This is a genomic window from Acinetobacter lwoffii (assembly GCF_024129355.1).
GTDB classification, from domain to species: Bacteria; Pseudomonadota; Gammaproteobacteria; order Pseudomonadales; family Moraxellaceae; genus Acinetobacter; species Acinetobacter lwoffii_I.
In genome coordinates this window covers 1-16,037 of record NZ_JAMXXP010000048.1, presented here as the reverse complement: position 1 = coordinate 16,037, position 16,037 = coordinate 1, and the positions used below count along the sequence as shown (strand labels likewise).

Below are 16,037 nucleotides of genomic sequence, written 5' to 3'. Positions count from 1 at the left end.
CTAAATTTTGCTGTGCTTTCAGCGATTGCCAGTTGGCATACAGACTGGCGATATTTTCTTCCTGCGAGCCACGTTCAGCAGTCGATTGTAAGGCCAGCGCAGATTGTAAAGCCGCTGCGGCTTGCTGTTTTTTGGCCTGAATTTCCGGGCTGTTTAAGCGCACCAGTACATCGCCTTTTTTGACCCGCTGACCTTCTTCTACATAAATTTCTTCAATACGGCTTGGCACTTTGGTCGCCACCTGAATTGTTTCAGCTTCTACACGACCCTGCAATTCCAGCGGAGCCGGTTGGTAGCTTTTCCATAATCCAAAAGCGATGACTGCCAGCAGAACTGGAATCAGGGCGAGCAATAAATATTTTTTCTTTTTGGAGATTTCAGGAGCTTGTTCATGCTCGGTGGAAGTCGTCGCGTTATTTTCTATTTCAGTTTTTGTTTCTACCTGTTGTGCAGGCGATTTTTCTGTATCGCTGGATGAAGCCGCTTCATTCACAGGATCATTGGATTTTTGATCTTCGTTCATGTTCGGCTCCATTAGCGAATAGAGTGGGTGTTGGTATGTTGGATGTAGTTCGGAAATTCTGCAATCGAGCCATGGCTTTGTAATAGGGTGGCCAGTGACATCACATATTTGTAGGCATTCAAGGCAGTTTCAGCTCGTAGTCCGCTCAGCATATTTTGTGCATCGATGACCTGTGTGGCGGTGCCCATATCTTCTTTAAAAGACAATTCTTGGATGCGTAAATTTTCCTGTGCGGCTTTCAAGTTTTGTGCCAGAAGCGCATCACTTTGCTGTGCGCTGAGTGCTTCGCTATAAGATTTATAAATCAGATTTTCAATTTCTTGCTGGGTGCGTGCAGTGAGTAATTCTGTAGCAGAGCGTTTGAGTTCGGCAGCCTGAATATTTTTGTTTTTATCAATTCCGGAAAACAGGTTATAACGTGCGGCAACTCCGACAATCCAGTTTTCATTTTGATCCAGACTATATTCACCAAAAGCAAAAACATTCGGTTTTTTTGCCGCTTGCTGGGCTTTGACATTGGCTTGGGCCAATTGGGTATCCAGCTGCATTTTTTGAATCAACGCAGAGTTCTGACTAAAAGTTTTTAGCAGATGATTTAAGGCCTGTGGCTCGGTTTTATTGACAAATAAAGGCGTCGAAAGTTCGGTGATGCTACTTTCCTGAAGCAGATTATTCAGCTGGAACAGCGCAGCATTCAAATTGGCTTGTGTGTTTTGCTGGCTGCGTTCGGCATTATTACGTGCCACTTCAAATTGCATGCGCTGGCCTTTACTGATAAAACCTTGCTGTTCCATCTTTAAGGCGTTGCGATAATGCTGCTGCATGGCATTCAAGTTAAACAGTGCTGCTGCATGCAGTTGCTTTTGGAGCTGGACATTGAAATAACTTTGAATCAGTTCAAAACGCTGCGTATCTTGCTGCTGTTTGTTGCTGAGCTGACTACGACCGACCTGAATATTGGCGATTTCTTTGGCGTTGCTTGTCAGTCCACCGGTATAAAGCGGCATCATGACTGAAACCGTCGGGCGAATCACCTGATCATCCAGCACGACATGCGAACTATCAGGAATTAAGCCAACTCCATTTTGAATAGGTTGTCTTAAACTATTTTTTAGCGGGTCAGCCAGATCACCTAAGTTCAGTTCATCAATTCTATTATTGACACCATCCGTTAAGGATTGCTCTAAATTATTTTTTAATGCACCTAAAGGCAGATCGAGTTCATTATGAAAGGCATACGCACGAACATTCAGATCGACACGCGGCAGACCTACGCCTTTTACTGCTTCAGCTTCAAGTTTTGAAGCCTGCTCCAGACTTTGATAGGCTTGGCTGCTATAAGAGTTTTGCAATAACTGACGTTCAGCGTCCTGAAAGCTGATGCTCTGCGCATGAGCAAAGCTGCCATACATCATCGATGCAAGCAGATTTAACCCCCAGACAAGCTGTCTTTTATTTTTCTTTAAGTTCATAAAGTCGCTAAACTGATTTAAAGCCGGTAATGTTATCCGGCTAGTATAAATCAAAGGTATGCAGATAGAACTAGTGTAAAGTTATAGTATTGTTTCTTGTACATTTGTCTATAAAAAAGGAAGCTTATGCATCCTTAATTAACCCGAATCGCGGATAAGAAATTGACTTGAAAAATAAGAGGACTAGAGCCATCAGTTGAGTTACCACACCAAACTCACAACTCTAGTCCTGATGTTCAATAGTACCGAATTATTCAGCGTAATTAATGATTTTTTCTTAAATTTGAATCAACTTATTGGGAGTTTCTCAAACAAAACCGTGGTTCCTTAAGAATCAGAACTGCTCAACTTACAATTTCAGAAATTTGCTTTATTGCCATTTGGTACAAATGCTCTCATTTCAATAATTTCAAAGCCTTTTTCACCTGGCTAAAAGAAGATAAAAGCCATTTATTTAAGTACTTGCCTTGCTATCAAAGGATGATTCATCTGATCAATATGCATGAATTAGCTTTACACGCTTTACATGTGGCACTGATGAAAGGCCAAGGTACACAATATTTATGGATTGATTCAACAACTCTGCCAGTTTGTAAAACTCAACGTATTCAGCATCATAAATCATTAGTCCAAATTGCATCACGTGGTAGAAGCTCAATGGGCTGGTTTTATGGCTATAAATTACATATTGCGATGAATCAATTTGGTGAAATTGCCTGTTCTGCTTTATCGAATGGACATGTTGCTGACATAAAAATGGTTGAGCAATTGGTTGCTGGTGTAGAAGCAAAACTTTACGGGGATCGAGGTTACATCAGCCAAGAATTAAAAATTAGATTGAAACATCAAGGTATTGATTTAATTATTTATCATCGAAAGAATATGCAGGCTATTCAACTTTGTGCATCAGATGAATATCACCTAAGACAACGCAATAAGATAGAAACATTATTCAGTTTATTGAAGGGGCAATACAATTTAGTGACGAGTAAAGCACGTAGTCTTCATGGGTTTCTGAGTGGAATTTACACCTCACTATATGCATATCAACTCACTCATCAAAATAAGCCAACAATTCAAATTAAGGAATCATCGGCTTAAGCAGGATTCGAGTTAAATAAGCTTTCAAAATAGCTTGATACACTAAAGCTATTTTAAGCAGGCAATGAATATGAAAGAAAACGCTAAAGAAAAATAAAAAAAACAGCGTATGATTTACTCAATGGAATTTTAGATGATGCAGACAAGATGATCCGTAATGATTGGTCACGTGCCGAAATACAAGAAATTTATGACTTGCCTTTAATGGATTTACTGTTTCAGGCACAGCAAATTCATCGCCAAAACTTTGAACCGAATACTGTTCAGGTCAGTACTCTGCTTTCAATTAAAACGGGCCGTTGTCCGGAAGATTGTAAATACTGTTCGCAATCTGCACATTATGATACTGATCTGGAAATTGAAAAACGCGTAGAAGTACAAAAGGCGATTGCTGAAGCCAAACAGGCCAAAGCTTCCGGTTCGACCCGTTTTTGCATGGGCGCAGCATGGCGTAACCCGCATGAACGCGATATGCCGTATGTGCTGGAATTGGTGCAGGAAGTCAAGAAACTGGGCATGGAAACCTGTATGACCCTAGGGATGCTGAATGCCTCACAGGCGGAACGTCTGAAAGATGCAGGGCTAGATTATTACAACCACAACCTTGATACCTCACGTGAATATTATGCCAATGTCATCAGTACACGTAGCTTTGATGACCGCTTAAATACGCTTGATCATGTGCGTAATGCCGGAATTAATGTCTGTAGTGGCGGTATTGTCGGCTTGGGCGAAGGCGTACAAGACCGAGTCGGTTTGTTATTTGAACTAGCGACTATGCCGATTCACCCGGGTTCGGTGCCCATAAATATGCTGGTTCCTATTGAAGGCACACCACTGGCCGATGTTGAAAAACTGGATGTGATTGACTGGATTCGTACTATTGCGGTAGCACGGATTATTATGCCGAAGAGTTATATCCGCTTGTCGGCAGGTCGTGAATCTCTCTCTGACTCTGATCAGGCACTGGCATTTATGGCTGGAGCTAACTCATTATTTTCAGGTGATAAATTGCTTACTGCCCCGAACAGTGGTGAAGGTAAAGACAAAGTCTTGTTTGCTAAATTAGGCTTAAAAGCTGAAGCTGCCAAGAAAACAGCTAAAGAATTGGCTGTAGATGCGATGCAACCTGCTTAATTAATCGTGTAACAAACAGGGATCATTTCAACTTGAATTGGTCCCTTTTTATTGGAGCAGACAAAATGAAGATACTGATGATTACGGGTTGGGGGCTAGGAACAGCGGTCTTAACCCCGTTTGTAGAACAGTTACGGCAGCAGCATCAAGTTGAAGTATGGGATATTTTTGATCCTAACGTGGAAAGTATTTTGGCCGAAAAAGTCAGGCAGGCGAGTTCTATTGATGTCTTGATGGGATGGTCTTTGGGTGGACAGTTGGCACTTTTGCTGGCTAATGAAATCCAGCAACAACTGAAAATTGCCAAGCCAGTGATTTGCTGTATGTCAAATCCCTGTTTCGTGGCCAACGAAGCATGGCCACAGGCAATGCCAGTTGAACAATATACACAATTTAAATCCTCCATACTGGCTGATCCAAAACGCGGGATGCAGCGCTTCTGTACCTTGGTCACTTTAGCTGGCGCAGCAGCGCGTGAACGTGCAAAATTATTGCACCAACAGTTAAATAGTATTGATTTAAACTATCAGGTTAAGCATCTTTATCTATTGCAGCAATTAAATCTAGTGGATATCTTAAAAAATCATTCAGTCAAGATGCTATTTATATTTTCCGAGAATGATATGTTGGTTCCTTACAAAGTTAGTCAAGAATCTGTGTTTTTAACAACCCAAAATCTGAATTTGGTAAAAATACAGGGCACGCACGATGCCATCCTTTTTGATACCAAGTTACTTGTTGAGCCAATTTTAAAATTTTTAGCCGATCTGGCTTAAGCAAAAAGAGATTGGTAGCTCTTGACGTTTCATTTTCAGATTTAACGCGCTAAGATCAGTTTTAGTTTTAATAATTGGGGTAAATTCTGTGCAGGACGCTTTTGATCAACAGCATATTTGGCATCCTTATACCTCCATGACACAACCCTTGCCATGTTACAAAGTTAAAGCTGCACATGGTGCAGTCATTGAACTTGAAGATGGTACCGAGCTGATTGATGGCATGTCGTCCTGGTGGTGCACAATTCACGGTTATAATCATTCTGAACTCAATCAGGCCGTAACAAAACAATTAGAGTCGATGTCACATATCATGTTTGGTGGTTTGACTCATCAGCCTGCGATTGATGTGTCTAAACTGCTACTCGAGATCACGGCGCCTGAACTGGATAAAATTTTCTTTGCCGATTCCGGCTCGGTCGCGGTTGAGGTGGCGTTGAAAATGGCTGTGCAATATTGGAATGCACGTCAGCAACCACAAAAAACTAACTTTGTTACCACACGCTCTGGCTATCATGGCGACACCTGGAATGCCATGTCGGTTTGTGATCCTGTAACTGGTATGCATCAAATTTTTGGTTCGAGTTTGCCGAACCGTTTATTTGTTCCGGCACCTCAAAGCCGTTTTGATGGGGCATGGCAACCCGAAGATATACAGCCACTTGAGCGCATACTGGCACTGCAGCATCAGCAGATTGCTGCCATGATCATCGAGCCGATTGTGCAAGGTGCAGGGGGGATGCGTTTCTATCATCCAGAATATTTAAAGCAAGCTAAGTTGTTGTGTGAAAAGTACGATGTACTGCTGATTTTAGATGAAATTGCCACCGGTTTTGGCCGCACTGGAAAACTATTTGCTTATGAACACGCTCAGGTCACACCAGACATTATGTGTATCGGTAAGGCATTGACTGGTGGTTATATGACCCTGTCAGCGACCTTAACCACTCGCCATGTAGCAGAGACGATTTCAAGTGGTGAAGCGGGTGTGTTTATGCATGGCCCAACTTTTATGGCTAATCCGTTGGCCTGCGCGGTCGCATTGAAAAGTACCCAGCTGTTACTGGCTCAAGACTGGCAGACGCGTATTCAACAGATTGAAAGTACACTAGAACAATATTTACTGGATTTAAAATCCTTGGCACAAGTCAAAGATGTGCGTGTCCTCGGCGCAATTGGCGTGGTTGAGCTACATCGAACTGTTGATTTGGCTCGTTTTCAGGCTGAATGTGTATGCCGTGGCGTCTGGATTCGTCCTTTTGGCCGTCTGGTCTATGTCATGCCGCCATATGTAATTTCAACACAGCAACTTGAAACTTTATTAAAGCATATGCGGGAGATGATTCAGCAGATAGAGACAGTAGCATGAACCATCTTGAGCATTTCCAGCAGCAGCTAGATGACTTGAAACAGCAAGGGCAATATCGCCAGTTTAAGTCCAATATTTCTAGCCAGCCACGATTGCAACTCAATGGTCAAGAGATGCTGAATTTGGCATCCAACGACTATTTAGGTCTGGCATCCAACTTAACGCTACGTGAGGAATTTTTTGACCTCACGCCGATGTCTGAGCGACATATGAGTTCAAGCTCTTCACGTTTACTGACGGGAAACTTTCCCAATTTTGAACAACTTGAAGCACAGATGTCACAGGCTTTTGGAAGTTCAGTACTGCTGTTTAATAGTGGTTATCACATGAATATCGGGATTCTTCCTGCGCTCAGTAATGCTAAAACCATGATCATTGCTGACAAACTAGTACATGCCAGTATTATCGACGGGATTCGTTTATCCAAAGCTGGCTATGTGCGTTACCGCCATAATGACCTGCAGCATTTGACTCAGTTTTTAGAAAAATATCAGTCAGATGAATCTATCCAGCGCATCATTGTGGTAACTGAATCAATTTTCAGTATGGATGGGGATGAAACAGATTTAGCTGCTTTGGTGGCATTAAAACAGCAGTTTGCAAAAGTCATGCTCTATGTCGATGAGGCACATGCAATTGGTGTGCGCGGTGAACGTGGATTGGGCTGCGCAGAACAGTATCAAGTATTGGACCAGATTGATTTCCTGGTCGGTACCTTTGGCAAGGCTTTGGCTTCAGTTGGTGGTTATCTGGTCTGTGCGCCAGTGATTCGTGACTATCTGATTAATAGCATGCGACCTTTAATTTTTAGTACCGCCCAGCCGCCACTATGTATGGCCTGGACTAGATTTATTTTTCAGAAGGTACAGCAGCTTCAGGCGGGACGAGTACATTTGGCAGCATTGGCTGTACGCTGTCAGCAGGGCATTCAAGACTTGGGATATCACTGTCCGTCAACCTCGCAAATTGTGCCGGTACTGATTGGTGAGGCAAAACGCACCATTCAGGCGGCTGAAATTATGCAACAGCAGGGATTTTATGTGCTACCAGTACGTCCGCCAACGGTTCCTGCCAACACCTCCAGACTCAGAATCTGCCTGAATCAGAACATTTCTGCGGATGAGCTGGACGCATGTCTGCAGGTGCTGAGGAATTTGCCGCGATGAACAGCAAACAGATTGCCCAGCGTTTTGCTCAGGCAAATCTCAGTTATGAGCAGCATGCGCTGGTACAAAGTGCCGTAGCGGCAGAGTTGATGCAGTTCATGCAGCAGCATGTAGCACAACCACATTTGCAACGGGTATTGGAAATTGGCTGCGGTTCAGGGTTTTTTACCCGGCTTTTTATGCAGTATTACAGCTTTGATCATTTATTTTTAAATGATCTATATGCCGAAGTGAAGCAGCATTTCCCGGAAGATGATCGGCTTTTGTGGGGGATTGGTAATATTGAAACCTTGCCACTGCCGCAGTCTCTGGACATGGTGCTGTCGTGTTCTGCATTGCAATGGATCTCGGATTTAAAAGCATTGTTGCTCAACATTGCGCAGGCCTTAAATCCCTCTGGGCATCTGTGTTTTGCCAGTTATACGGACAATAATTTAAAGGAAATTAAGGCACTGACCGGACAAGGCCTGGATTATCTGTCTTTAGCGGAGGTCTGTGAACTGCTTGAATCCTTAGGCTTTGACATTCTGCTGCAGACAGAAGAACAGATGACCTTGCATTTTGAGCATCCGAAACAGGTGTTACAGCATATCAAAGCCACTGGTGTACAGGCGACGGCACAGGGGTTTCGGTGGACAAAATCGTCCTTACAGGATTTTTATACCGGCTATCAACAATTCCAAGACCCTGAAAGCAAACAGTATGCACTGACCTATCATCCGGTTTATGTCATTGCACGGAAGACAGCATGAGCGCACAGATTTATTTTGTCAGCGGCATTGATACCGCAATTGGTAAAACCTTTACTACTGGTTTTCTGGCCAAAAATTGGAATGAGCAGGGCATTCGTACCATAACCCAAAAGCTGATCCAGACCGGAAATGTCGATATATCAGAAGATATCGAACAGCATCGTGCAATTATGGGTTGTGGATTGTTACAGGAAGACCAGCAAAAACTGACCATGCCGGAAATTTTTACGTATCCGGCTTCACCGCATCTTGCTGCGCGACTGGATGGGCGAGCCATTAACTTTGAACAGATTCATCAGGCTACCGAACAGCTGGCTGCGGCCTACGACTGTATTTTGCTGGAAGGTGCCGGTGGTCTGATGGTGCCCTTAACCGAAGAGTTCCTGACTATTGATTATATTCAGACACATAATTATCCGGTGATTCTCGTCACTTCAGGGCGTTTAGGCAGTATTAATCATACCTTACTGAGTCTTGAGTTGTTAAAACTCCGCGGGGTTCAATTATATGCCATTGCTTTTAATCATGCAGATAACTCCAAAGATCCCTTGATCGCTGAAGATACCATTGCTTATTTAAAACAGTATTTGCAGCGTGATTTTGCTGATACGACATGGGTTGATATTCCAGCTTTAAATTTAGCCCTGTCTTCTCATAAGTAAGTGATCCGCTTGCAGCGAGGCTGATGTGAATGCTTAAATATTGAGGTTGCGCCACTGTAAATTGAATCTGATAGCCATATTTGTTTAACACCATTTTCATCAAATATAAGTCTAGCCCATGCCCATTTTGCTAGGGAGATTTATGCCAGAAACGCTGTCCCAATTATGCATATCTTCAACCTTTGATTATCATTATGAATGATCAGCACACATGCAGCATAGCAATTGAAATGGTGTTTGCCTGTGCATGCAATAGAGCATTGTTAAGTAGGTTTTTAAAGACGGTATCTAGTTCAAAATCGGGTAGGGCAACTCGGGTCAGGCTCGGTCAGTCAATTGTTAAACTGAGTTCAATTTCCGGATAAAGCGACTGTAAATCGGCAATCACCTGAGTCAGGAGCCGTGCAATTTCAATACTGCACTAGATATCACTCAGTACTTGATCGGTAGAGGAAAGTGCTAGAAGCTGTTCCAGTAGCTGGGTACATCGGCGGATACCAAGGTGTACCTGCTGCAAGCTCTGTTGCAATTTGGGCGAGCTTGCCTGTTGTTCTGCCATCAGTTGTGCAAGCTGAATATGAGTTTTGATCGCGGTTAAAGGACTACGCAATTCATGGGCGGCGTATGAACTAAATACTTTTTCATTTTCCGGATTTTGATGCAGTTTATGTATTAAGTGCTTAGAGTTTTGGGCAAAGGACTGTACCTTGGAAGGCATTACTTTGGCATCTAAGGTTTTTAAATAGTGAGTAGCATCATTCACTGATAAATTTGGCTGACTTAAAAGGTTGAAACTTCATCTAAGGCTTTAAGCTCTCGACGAATAATCAAAACGATTAAGTCTATACATAGCAATAAAGACAAAATTATTGGTATTAATACCGATTATAAAATCTTTTTGAGCAATTATCCACGTAGGAACATCCGCTCTGCTACCACCACTTGAATATCCTCACGACGTAACACATAACTGAGCCTCACCTTGTTGCTTTGTACTAAAGCCAACTACTTGGTGGCTTAAATCTTTCGGTGCACCTCGGGTTTTTGCTACCACATGCTGAACGACACTGACGTCAGAGCCAAATAAAGACACTTTATAGGCAATCAACTGCTCTTGATTGGTGGAATGAAGTTGTTGGGCTAGTACATTTTCATCCAAGTTTTGCATCGGCAGTTGTTGAGTCAATCGAGCGACCATTGGATGGCTGAATCAAACCAAATTGATATATTTCCTTGACTGAGCAAGGCTTTATTGTAGGTAGATCAACTGGTTGTACGATAGATCTTGGGTGCAGACCTCTTCATTTAGAAATTATATTCCCCAAGAAGCTTTCAGTGGTAGGTTTGTGCAACAAAGCCTCTTGCAAATAAAGGCTATCAAGGGATTTATACATTGTATCCAAATAGTTTATGGCCATTAAAAGCAAAAAAGCACTAAAAACCAGATCTCGAGCTAAAACTTTATAACCAAGAAATCAATAAAAGAAGAATTGGAATTGAACAGGTATTTGGAACTTTGAAAACCTTCAAAATCCTTGCCGAGCGATATCGCAACCCTGGCAAAAGACTAGGATTAAGATTTAATTTAATTGTGGGAATCTATAATTTTGAGCTGAGTAAAAAGTGAATTATGAAAGAAATCTAATGTATAAAATTTTAAGAGATTATAAAAATTGGTCATACCAAAAAATAAATTAAATCTTTTATATTGTGTTTTTGGGTTAATATTACTAATATTGCTAATACAAAATGCACATTTTATCTCTTAAACACCAAATTGGTCATACCAATTTGGTGTTTAAGTACAATAAACTGTTCAATCTAGTAGTTAAGCATTTCAAGGAGTAGACAATGCTTCAACAGTGGCAACAAATTTATGATCCTATAGGCAATATCTGGATTTCGAGTGCTATTGCGCTAGTTCCAATTATTTTCTTTTTTTTAGCGTTAGCTATTTTTCGCATGAAGGGTAGTGTAGCCGCTACAATTACCGTTTTTTTAGCCTTTCTGGTCTCATTATTTTTATACAAAATGCCAATTGGAATGGCATTAGCATCAATGGTCTATGGATTCTTCTACGGCCTGTGGCCAATTGCATGGATTATTATCGGTGCAGTTTTTATATATAAGATTTCAGTAAAAACTGGACAGTTTGATGTTATTCGTTCGTCTATTCTGTCAATTACAGAAGATCAACGTCTGCAAATGCTATTAGTTGGGTTTGCTTTTGGTACGTTTTTAGAAGGTGCGGCAGGTTTTGGTGCGCCCGTCGCAATTACTGCGGCACTGTTGGTGGGACTCGGCTTTAAGCCTTTATATGCGGCTGGGCTATGCCTGATAGTTAATACTGCACCTGTTGCTTTTGGTGCAATGGGAATTCCGATCATTGTCGCTGGGCAGGTTTCAGGTGTTGACACCATGGAAATCAGTCAAATGGTTGGTCGTCAGTTACCCTTTATGGTGCCAATTGTATTGATCTGGATCATGGCAATCATGGATGGTTGGCGTGGGGTTAAAGAAACTTGGCCTGCTATTTTAGTTGCCAGCTTATCTTTTTCTTTAGCGCAATATCTAACATCAAATTTTGTTGGGCCTGAGTTACCCGATATCACTGCTGCAATTGCATCATTAATCAGTTTAACTATCTTACTTAAGTATTGGAAACCAAAACATATTTTTCGTTTTGAGGATAAAAATATACAGGTAGATGAAACTATTATCAAGCAAGCTCGTAAACAATATAGTGTGGCACAGATAGCCAAAGCCTGGTCTCCATTTCTGATACTTACAGCAATGGTGACGATCTGGAGCATCAAACCTTTTAAAGATTTATTTGTTAAGGACGGCCCATTAAGTGATTTAGTAGTTTCAATTAAAGTGCCGTATTTGCATCAATTGATTCAAAAGCTACCACCTGTCGTGCCTGAAATTAAAGATTATGATGCGATTTATAAGTTTGATTGGTTATCAGCAACGGGTACGGCGATTATATTGGCGGCATTGATCACGATTATTTATTTAAACATGAAACCTAAAGAGGCAGTTTCGACATTCTTTGAAACCGTGAATGAACTAAAAACCCCAATTTATTCGATTGGTATGGTACTGGCTTTTGCGTTCATTGCAAACTATTCAGGTCTGTCAGCAACGCTTGCTTTAGCACTGGCACATACGGGTCAGGCTTTCACCTTCTTCTCACCATTCTTGGGTTGGGTTGGAGTGTTTCTTACAGGTTCAGATACTTCAGCTAACGCATTGTTTTCAGCGTTACAAGCAACTACAGCACAGCAAATCGGTGTGCCTGAAGTCTTGTTAGTTGCTGCCAATACCAGTGGTGGAGTAACAGGTAAGATGATTTCCCCTCAATCAATCGCGATTGCTTGTGCAGCAGTGGGTTTAGTTGGTAAAGAATCTGATTTATTTAGATTTACAGTAAAACACAGCATTATCTTTACGGTGATGATTGGTATTATTGTGACCTTACAAGCTTATGTTTTCCCGTGGATGATTCCGTAAACGGGTCAAGGAAAAAAATGAAAGTCTCCGACAAAGTGGTACAGCGTTTACGTCTGTTGATTGAAAAAAATAATGTGCAAGTCGGAGAGCGATTGCCTGCTGAACGCCAACTCTGTGAACAGTTAGGTGTGTCTCGTAGCTCTTTACGTGAGGCGATTCAACAACTGATTACCGCAGGGATTATTCAGAGCAAAGCGGGTGCAGGCACCTATTTAAAGCAGTTGCCTGCACATTGGTCACAGTATCAAATCGTTGAGCCATTATCCGGTTTGATGGATCAGGATCCTGAATATCGTTTTGATGTACAAGAAGCTCGTATGGTGCTTGAAGGTGGTACAGCATGGTATGCCGCACAACGTGCCACACCCAGTGATTTGATCAATATTCGTCAATGTTTTGAGCAGATTAGCCATTTTCAGGCTTTAGGTGATGATGCCCACGCAGCAATAGCGGATGCGAATTTTCATCTGGCGATTGCAGAAGCATCCCACAATCTAGTGCTGATCCAAATGATGCGTAGTTTGTTTGATTTATTGCAAGACAACGTGATGTTAGGGCGACGTAAAGTTTACACCACACCACAACATTTTGAACAATTGCATGACCAGCATTTTGAGGTGATGGACGCAATTGAACGTCAAGACTCAGAGACTGCACGTAAGGCAGCTTGTGGGCATATTGAATTTGTTGTTCAACGCGTACGTATGATCGATGAAGAAGAAGCTCGTCGTCAACGTTCGAGTCGATTAAATAGGACATAAGTTATGATTATTTCTTCTGCAAATGACTATCGTGAAGCTGCGAAACGTCGTTTACCGCCATTTTTATTTGAATACATCGATGGTGGTGCCTATGCGGAATATACTTTAAAGCGTAATGTAGACGATTTATCAAAAATCGCTTTACGTCAACGTGTGTTAAATGACATGTCTGAGCTGAGCTTAGAAACGCAATTGTTTGGTGAAAATTTGGCGTTGCCAGTGGCATTGTCACCTGTAGGTCTAACGGGTATGTATGCGCGTCGTGGTGAAGTTCAAGCCGCGGTTGCCGCAGATAAAAAGGGCATTCCATTTACCTTATCAACAGTTTCAGTTTGTCCAATTGAAGAAGTGGCACCTGCGATTCAACGTCCGATGTGGTTTCAACTGTATGTACTACGTGACCGTGGTTTTATGAAAAATGCCTTGGAACGTGCTAAAGCCGCAGGCTGTTCTACCTTAGTATTCACAGTCGATATGCCTGTTCCAGGTGCGCGTTATCGTGATGCACATTCAGGAATGAGTGGTAAAAATGCTGCAATACGTCGTTATATGCAATCGTGTATGCACCCACACTGGGCTTGGAATGTCGGTTTATTGGGTCGTCCGCATGATTTGGGTAACATTTCGAAATATTTAGGTAAGCCGACAGGTCTGGAAGATTATATCGGTTGGCTGGGAAATAACTTTGACCCTTCAATTTCTTGGAAAGATCTTGAGTGGATTCGTGATTATTGGGAGGGTCCCATGGTTATTAAGGGGATTTTAGATCCTGAGGATGCCAAGGATGCGGTACGTTTCGGAGCAGATGGAATTGTGGTCTCCAATCACGGTGGTCGTCAGCTTGATGGTGTTTTGTCTTCTGCTCGTGCGCTTCCTTCAATTGCAAGTGCGGTCAAAGGTGACATCAAAATTTTAGCAGATTCAGGGATTCGTAACGGTCTTGATGTGGTACGTATGTTGGCTATGGGTGCAGATATTTGCATGCTTGGTCGTGCATTTGTATACGCACTTGGTGCTGCCGGCGGTTCTGGGGTAAGTAATTTACTAGATTTGATTGAGAAAGAAATGCGTGTGGCAATGACATTGACTGGTGCAAGAACCATTGCAGATATTACATCGGATTGCCTGGTCAAGCTAGAGAAAGAGTAAGCGATTTAATTACTCACATTACTAAGGCTTTGCCAACTTTCCTTTGAAAAAAGAGATTTTTATCTGAATAATTTGGGTAAACAAAGCTTCCTTTTGAAAAAAACCAACCTTGGCAAGAGTCACCGACATAAAATACACTAAATAACATAATTGGTACGTTAATAAACTCTATATATAACAGTTATATAGAGTTTTTATTTTGTGTGACGTAATTTAAGGTGGGGTCGGATACTTTGATTTTTGGTCACTAATTTATTGTGATAATCAACAATAATAACCAACATACATATGCTTAATCTAAGGGTATTTTACTGACTGGTATAATTTTATGATGAGAGGGGTGTTGCCTGAGGTTACGGTTTCTGTTTGGCCTTTTGGCGTAAGACGTACAAATATAAGCTTTCTACTTTTTCACGTGCCCATGGTGTGGTACGCAAGAATCGTAATGATGATCATGAAGATAAAATCAAAAAATACAGATTTTTGTGTAAATCCTGAGTAGAATTCGACTTATTTTTTCTGCAGTAAAAAAGCATCTTCTCACTATGCTGCTTTGCAAGGACGTTTTATGCTCGCGCTAGATATACAACATGTTCGAATGAAACAACACGCCACTGATAAGGCACAAGCGTTGCAATGTCTAGTCGATATCTTGGTCGAAGACCAATTGGTTACACCTGATTATATTCATGGGTTGACCGTGCGCGAACAACAAAGTGCAACGTATTTAGGGCAAGGAATTGCCATTCCGCATGGGACGCCTCAGTCTCGCCAATGTATTTTAAAAACTGGTATTCGTCTGGCACACTTTCCTGAAGGAGTTGTTTGGGACGGTGAAAATAAAATTTATTTAGCAGTGGTGATTGCTGCGAAATCAGATGAGCATTTGCAAGTCTTACAAATTTTGACGCGAGCTTTAATTAATGATGTCGCTGATCAAGTGAAACAGGCTCAATCTGCAGAGCAAATTATTTCATTATTACAAGCCCAACCCGCATCTTTGGCATTGCATGAAAATTTAATCGCCACCCAAGTTCCCGCACTTGATGTAGAAGATTTAATTTGGCAGGCAACACAGTTGCTGAAACAGCAAAAAATGGTGGAGTGTGGTTTTCTGTCGGGTTTAAATCTAAACAGCATGATTCATTTAGGGGAGGCGGTCTGGTCGATCACTTCTAACCAGCATGTTTTGAGCCCAGCTGTAAGTTTGGTAAAAGCGGAACAGGTTTTAAGCCATCAGCAGGAAATGCTCAAGACTTTGGTGTGTATTGCCAGTAATGAGCAACTGGATATGCAACGGTTTCAACGGTTAATGGATATTTTGTTTGATACTGAACAAGTTCATACCCTCAACCAAGAGCAAGATAGTCACCAATTGGCGCAGTTAATTGGTGCTGAACTGATTCCTGATTGGCCATCTCGTCGTATTGTCTTAGCTAACGCTCATGGTCTACATGCGCGTCCCGCGACACACTTGGTCAATATGACCAAGAAATTTGCAGGGGATATTCTCGTTGCTGTAGATGAGGGGGCTTACGTTTCGGCAAAAAGTTTAACCAAATTATTAGGGTGTGTCCTCATTTGGCTTTGCACCAAATAAATATACAGGCTATACGAATCATAGATTTATAATTGCGTGCCAGTTTATCAAAT

Annotated in this window: 13 protein-coding genes and 4 pseudogenes; 12 read left to right on the top strand and 5 right to left on the bottom strand. The window is 41.8% G+C overall.

All coding sequences use genetic code 11. From position 1 onward, the window contains the following. A pseudogene (locus tag NI468_RS15010) lies at positions 1-523 on the bottom strand (HlyD family secretion protein); the annotation flags it as partial. Positions 524-534: 11 nt separating this feature from the next. After that, positions 535-1,995 (bottom strand): TolC family protein, encoded by a 1,461-nt coding sequence (locus NI468_RS15005; protein ID WP_004733129.1) that lies wholly within the window; start codon positions 1,993-1,995, stop codon positions 535-537. Positions 1,996-2,227: 232 nt separating this feature from the next. On the opposite strand from NI468_RS15005, the pseudogene NI468_RS15000 reads away from it, so the two are divergent. From NI468_RS15000 to bioD, 7 genes and pseudogenes are all read left to right on the top strand, one after another. Then, positions 2,228-3,096: pseudogene (locus tag NI468_RS15000) on the top strand (IS982 family transposase). A gap of 147 nt (positions 3,097-3,243) precedes the next feature. Then, the gene (bioB, locus tag NI468_RS14995; protein WP_004733127.1) at positions 3,244-4,233 is read left to right on the top strand and encodes a biotin synthase BioB; all 990 of its coding nucleotides are present in this window, start codon (positions 3,244-3,246) and stop codon (positions 4,231-4,233) included. Positions 4,234-4,298: 65 nt separating this feature from the next. Then, positions 4,299-5,009 carry an alpha/beta hydrolase family protein gene (locus tag NI468_RS14990; RefSeq protein ID WP_004282161.1) on the top strand — a complete coding sequence of 237 codons (711 nt, stop codon included), beginning with the start codon at positions 4,299-4,301 and terminating at the stop codon, positions 5,007-5,009. Between the two features lie 88 nt (positions 5,010-5,097). Further along, positions 5,098-6,378: an adenosylmethionine--8-amino-7-oxononanoate transaminase gene (bioA, locus tag NI468_RS14985; RefSeq protein ID WP_004733126.1), complete on the top strand. Its 1,281-nt coding sequence runs from the start codon at positions 5,098-5,100 to the stop codon at positions 6,376-6,378. Beyond that, positions 6,375-7,544 (top strand): 8-amino-7-oxononanoate synthase, encoded by a 1,170-nt coding sequence (locus NI468_RS14980; protein WP_074382703.1) that lies wholly within the window; start codon positions 6,375-6,377, stop codon positions 7,542-7,544. The genes bioA and NI468_RS14980 overlap by 4 nt, the downstream gene beginning before the upstream one ends. Then, entirely contained in the window at positions 7,511-8,296 is a 786-nt protein-coding gene (gene bioC / locus NI468_RS14975) for a malonyl-ACP O-methyltransferase BioC (protein WP_004733124.1), read from the top strand. Before NI468_RS14980 ends, bioC begins: the two co-directional genes overlap by 34 nt. Further along, positions 8,293-8,958 (top strand): dethiobiotin synthase, encoded by a 666-nt coding sequence (gene bioD, locus NI468_RS14970; protein WP_004733123.1) that lies wholly within the window; start codon positions 8,293-8,295, stop codon positions 8,956-8,958. Before bioC ends, bioD begins: the two co-directional genes overlap by 4 nt. A 421-nt stretch (positions 8,959-9,379) precedes the next feature. On the opposite strand, the gene NI468_RS14965 is transcribed toward bioD, so the two are convergent. Continuing rightward, a complete protein-coding gene (locus tag NI468_RS14965; protein WP_004282152.1) occupies positions 9,380-9,721 on the bottom strand; it encodes a histidine kinase dimerization/phospho-acceptor domain-containing protein in 342 nt (113 codons plus the stop codon). A 189-nt stretch (positions 9,722-9,910) separates the two neighbouring features. Further along, entirely contained in the window at positions 9,911-10,144 is a 234-nt protein-coding gene (locus tag NI468_RS14960; protein ID WP_225554309.1) for a hypothetical protein, read from the bottom strand. A 288-nt stretch (positions 10,145-10,432) separates the two neighbouring features. Between NI468_RS14960 and NI468_RS14950 the strand changes: the two genes are divergently transcribed. From NI468_RS14950 to lldD, 4 genes are all read left to right on the top strand, one after another. Next, entirely contained in the window at positions 10,433-10,585 is a 153-nt protein-coding gene (locus NI468_RS14950; protein ID WP_370940781.1) for a hypothetical protein, read from the top strand. Between the two features lie 224 nt (positions 10,586-10,809). After that, the gene (gene lldP, locus NI468_RS14945; protein ID WP_004733122.1) at positions 10,810-12,474 is read left to right on the top strand and encodes an L-lactate permease; all 1,665 of its coding nucleotides are present in this window, start codon (positions 10,810-10,812) and stop codon (positions 12,472-12,474) included. 17 nt (positions 12,475-12,491) lie between these two features. Further along, the gene (lldR, locus tag NI468_RS14940) at positions 12,492-13,235 is read left to right on the top strand and encodes a transcriptional regulator LldR (RefSeq protein WP_004282146.1); all 744 of its coding nucleotides are present in this window, start codon (positions 12,492-12,494) and stop codon (positions 13,233-13,235) included. A gap of 3 nt (positions 13,236-13,238) precedes the next feature. Then, a complete protein-coding gene (lldD, locus tag NI468_RS14935; RefSeq protein ID WP_004282143.1) occupies positions 13,239-14,384 on the top strand; it encodes an FMN-dependent L-lactate dehydrogenase LldD in 1,146 nt (381 codons plus the stop codon). A 353-nt stretch (positions 14,385-14,737) separates the two neighbouring features. On the opposite strand, the pseudogene NI468_RS14930 reads toward lldD, so the two are convergent. Beyond that, positions 14,738-14,836: pseudogene (locus tag NI468_RS14930) on the bottom strand (VF530 family DNA-binding protein); the annotation flags it as partial. Positions 14,837-14,952: 116 nt separating this feature from the next. Here NI468_RS14930 and NI468_RS14925 point away from each other — a divergent pair. Beyond that, positions 14,953-15,957, top strand: a pseudogene (locus NI468_RS14925) (PTS sugar transporter subunit IIA); the annotation flags it as partial. Between the last annotated feature and the right edge of the window lie 80 nt (positions 15,958-16,037).

Coding starts and splice junctions, on each gene's coding strand:
- lldP (WP_004733122.1), top strand. CDS start 10,810: ATGCTTCAACAGTGGCAACAAATTTATGATCCTATAGGCAATATCTGG.
- bioD (WP_004733123.1), top strand. CDS start 8,293: ATGAGCGCACAGATTTATTTTGTCAGCGGCATTGATACCGCAATTGGT.
- bioB (WP_004733127.1), top strand. CDS start 3,244: ATGATCCGTAATGATTGGTCACGTGCCGAAATACAAGAAATTTATGAC.
- NI468_RS15005 (WP_004733129.1), bottom strand. CDS start 1,995: ATGAACTTAAAGAAAAATAAAAGACAGCTTGTCTGGGGGTTAAATCTG.
- NI468_RS14990 (WP_004282161.1), top strand. CDS start 4,299: ATGAAGATACTGATGATTACGGGTTGGGGGCTAGGAACAGCGGTCTTA.
- NI468_RS14980 (WP_074382703.1), top strand. CDS start 6,375: ATGAACCATCTTGAGCATTTCCAGCAGCAGCTAGATGACTTGAAACAG.
- lldR (WP_004282146.1), top strand. CDS start 12,492: ATGAAAGTCTCCGACAAAGTGGTACAGCGTTTACGTCTGTTGATTGAA.
- lldD (WP_004282143.1), top strand. CDS start 13,239: ATGATTATTTCTTCTGCAAATGACTATCGTGAAGCTGCGAAACGTCGT.
- bioC (WP_004733124.1), top strand. CDS start 7,511: ATGTCTGCAGGTGCTGAGGAATTTGCCGCGATGAACAGCAAACAGATT.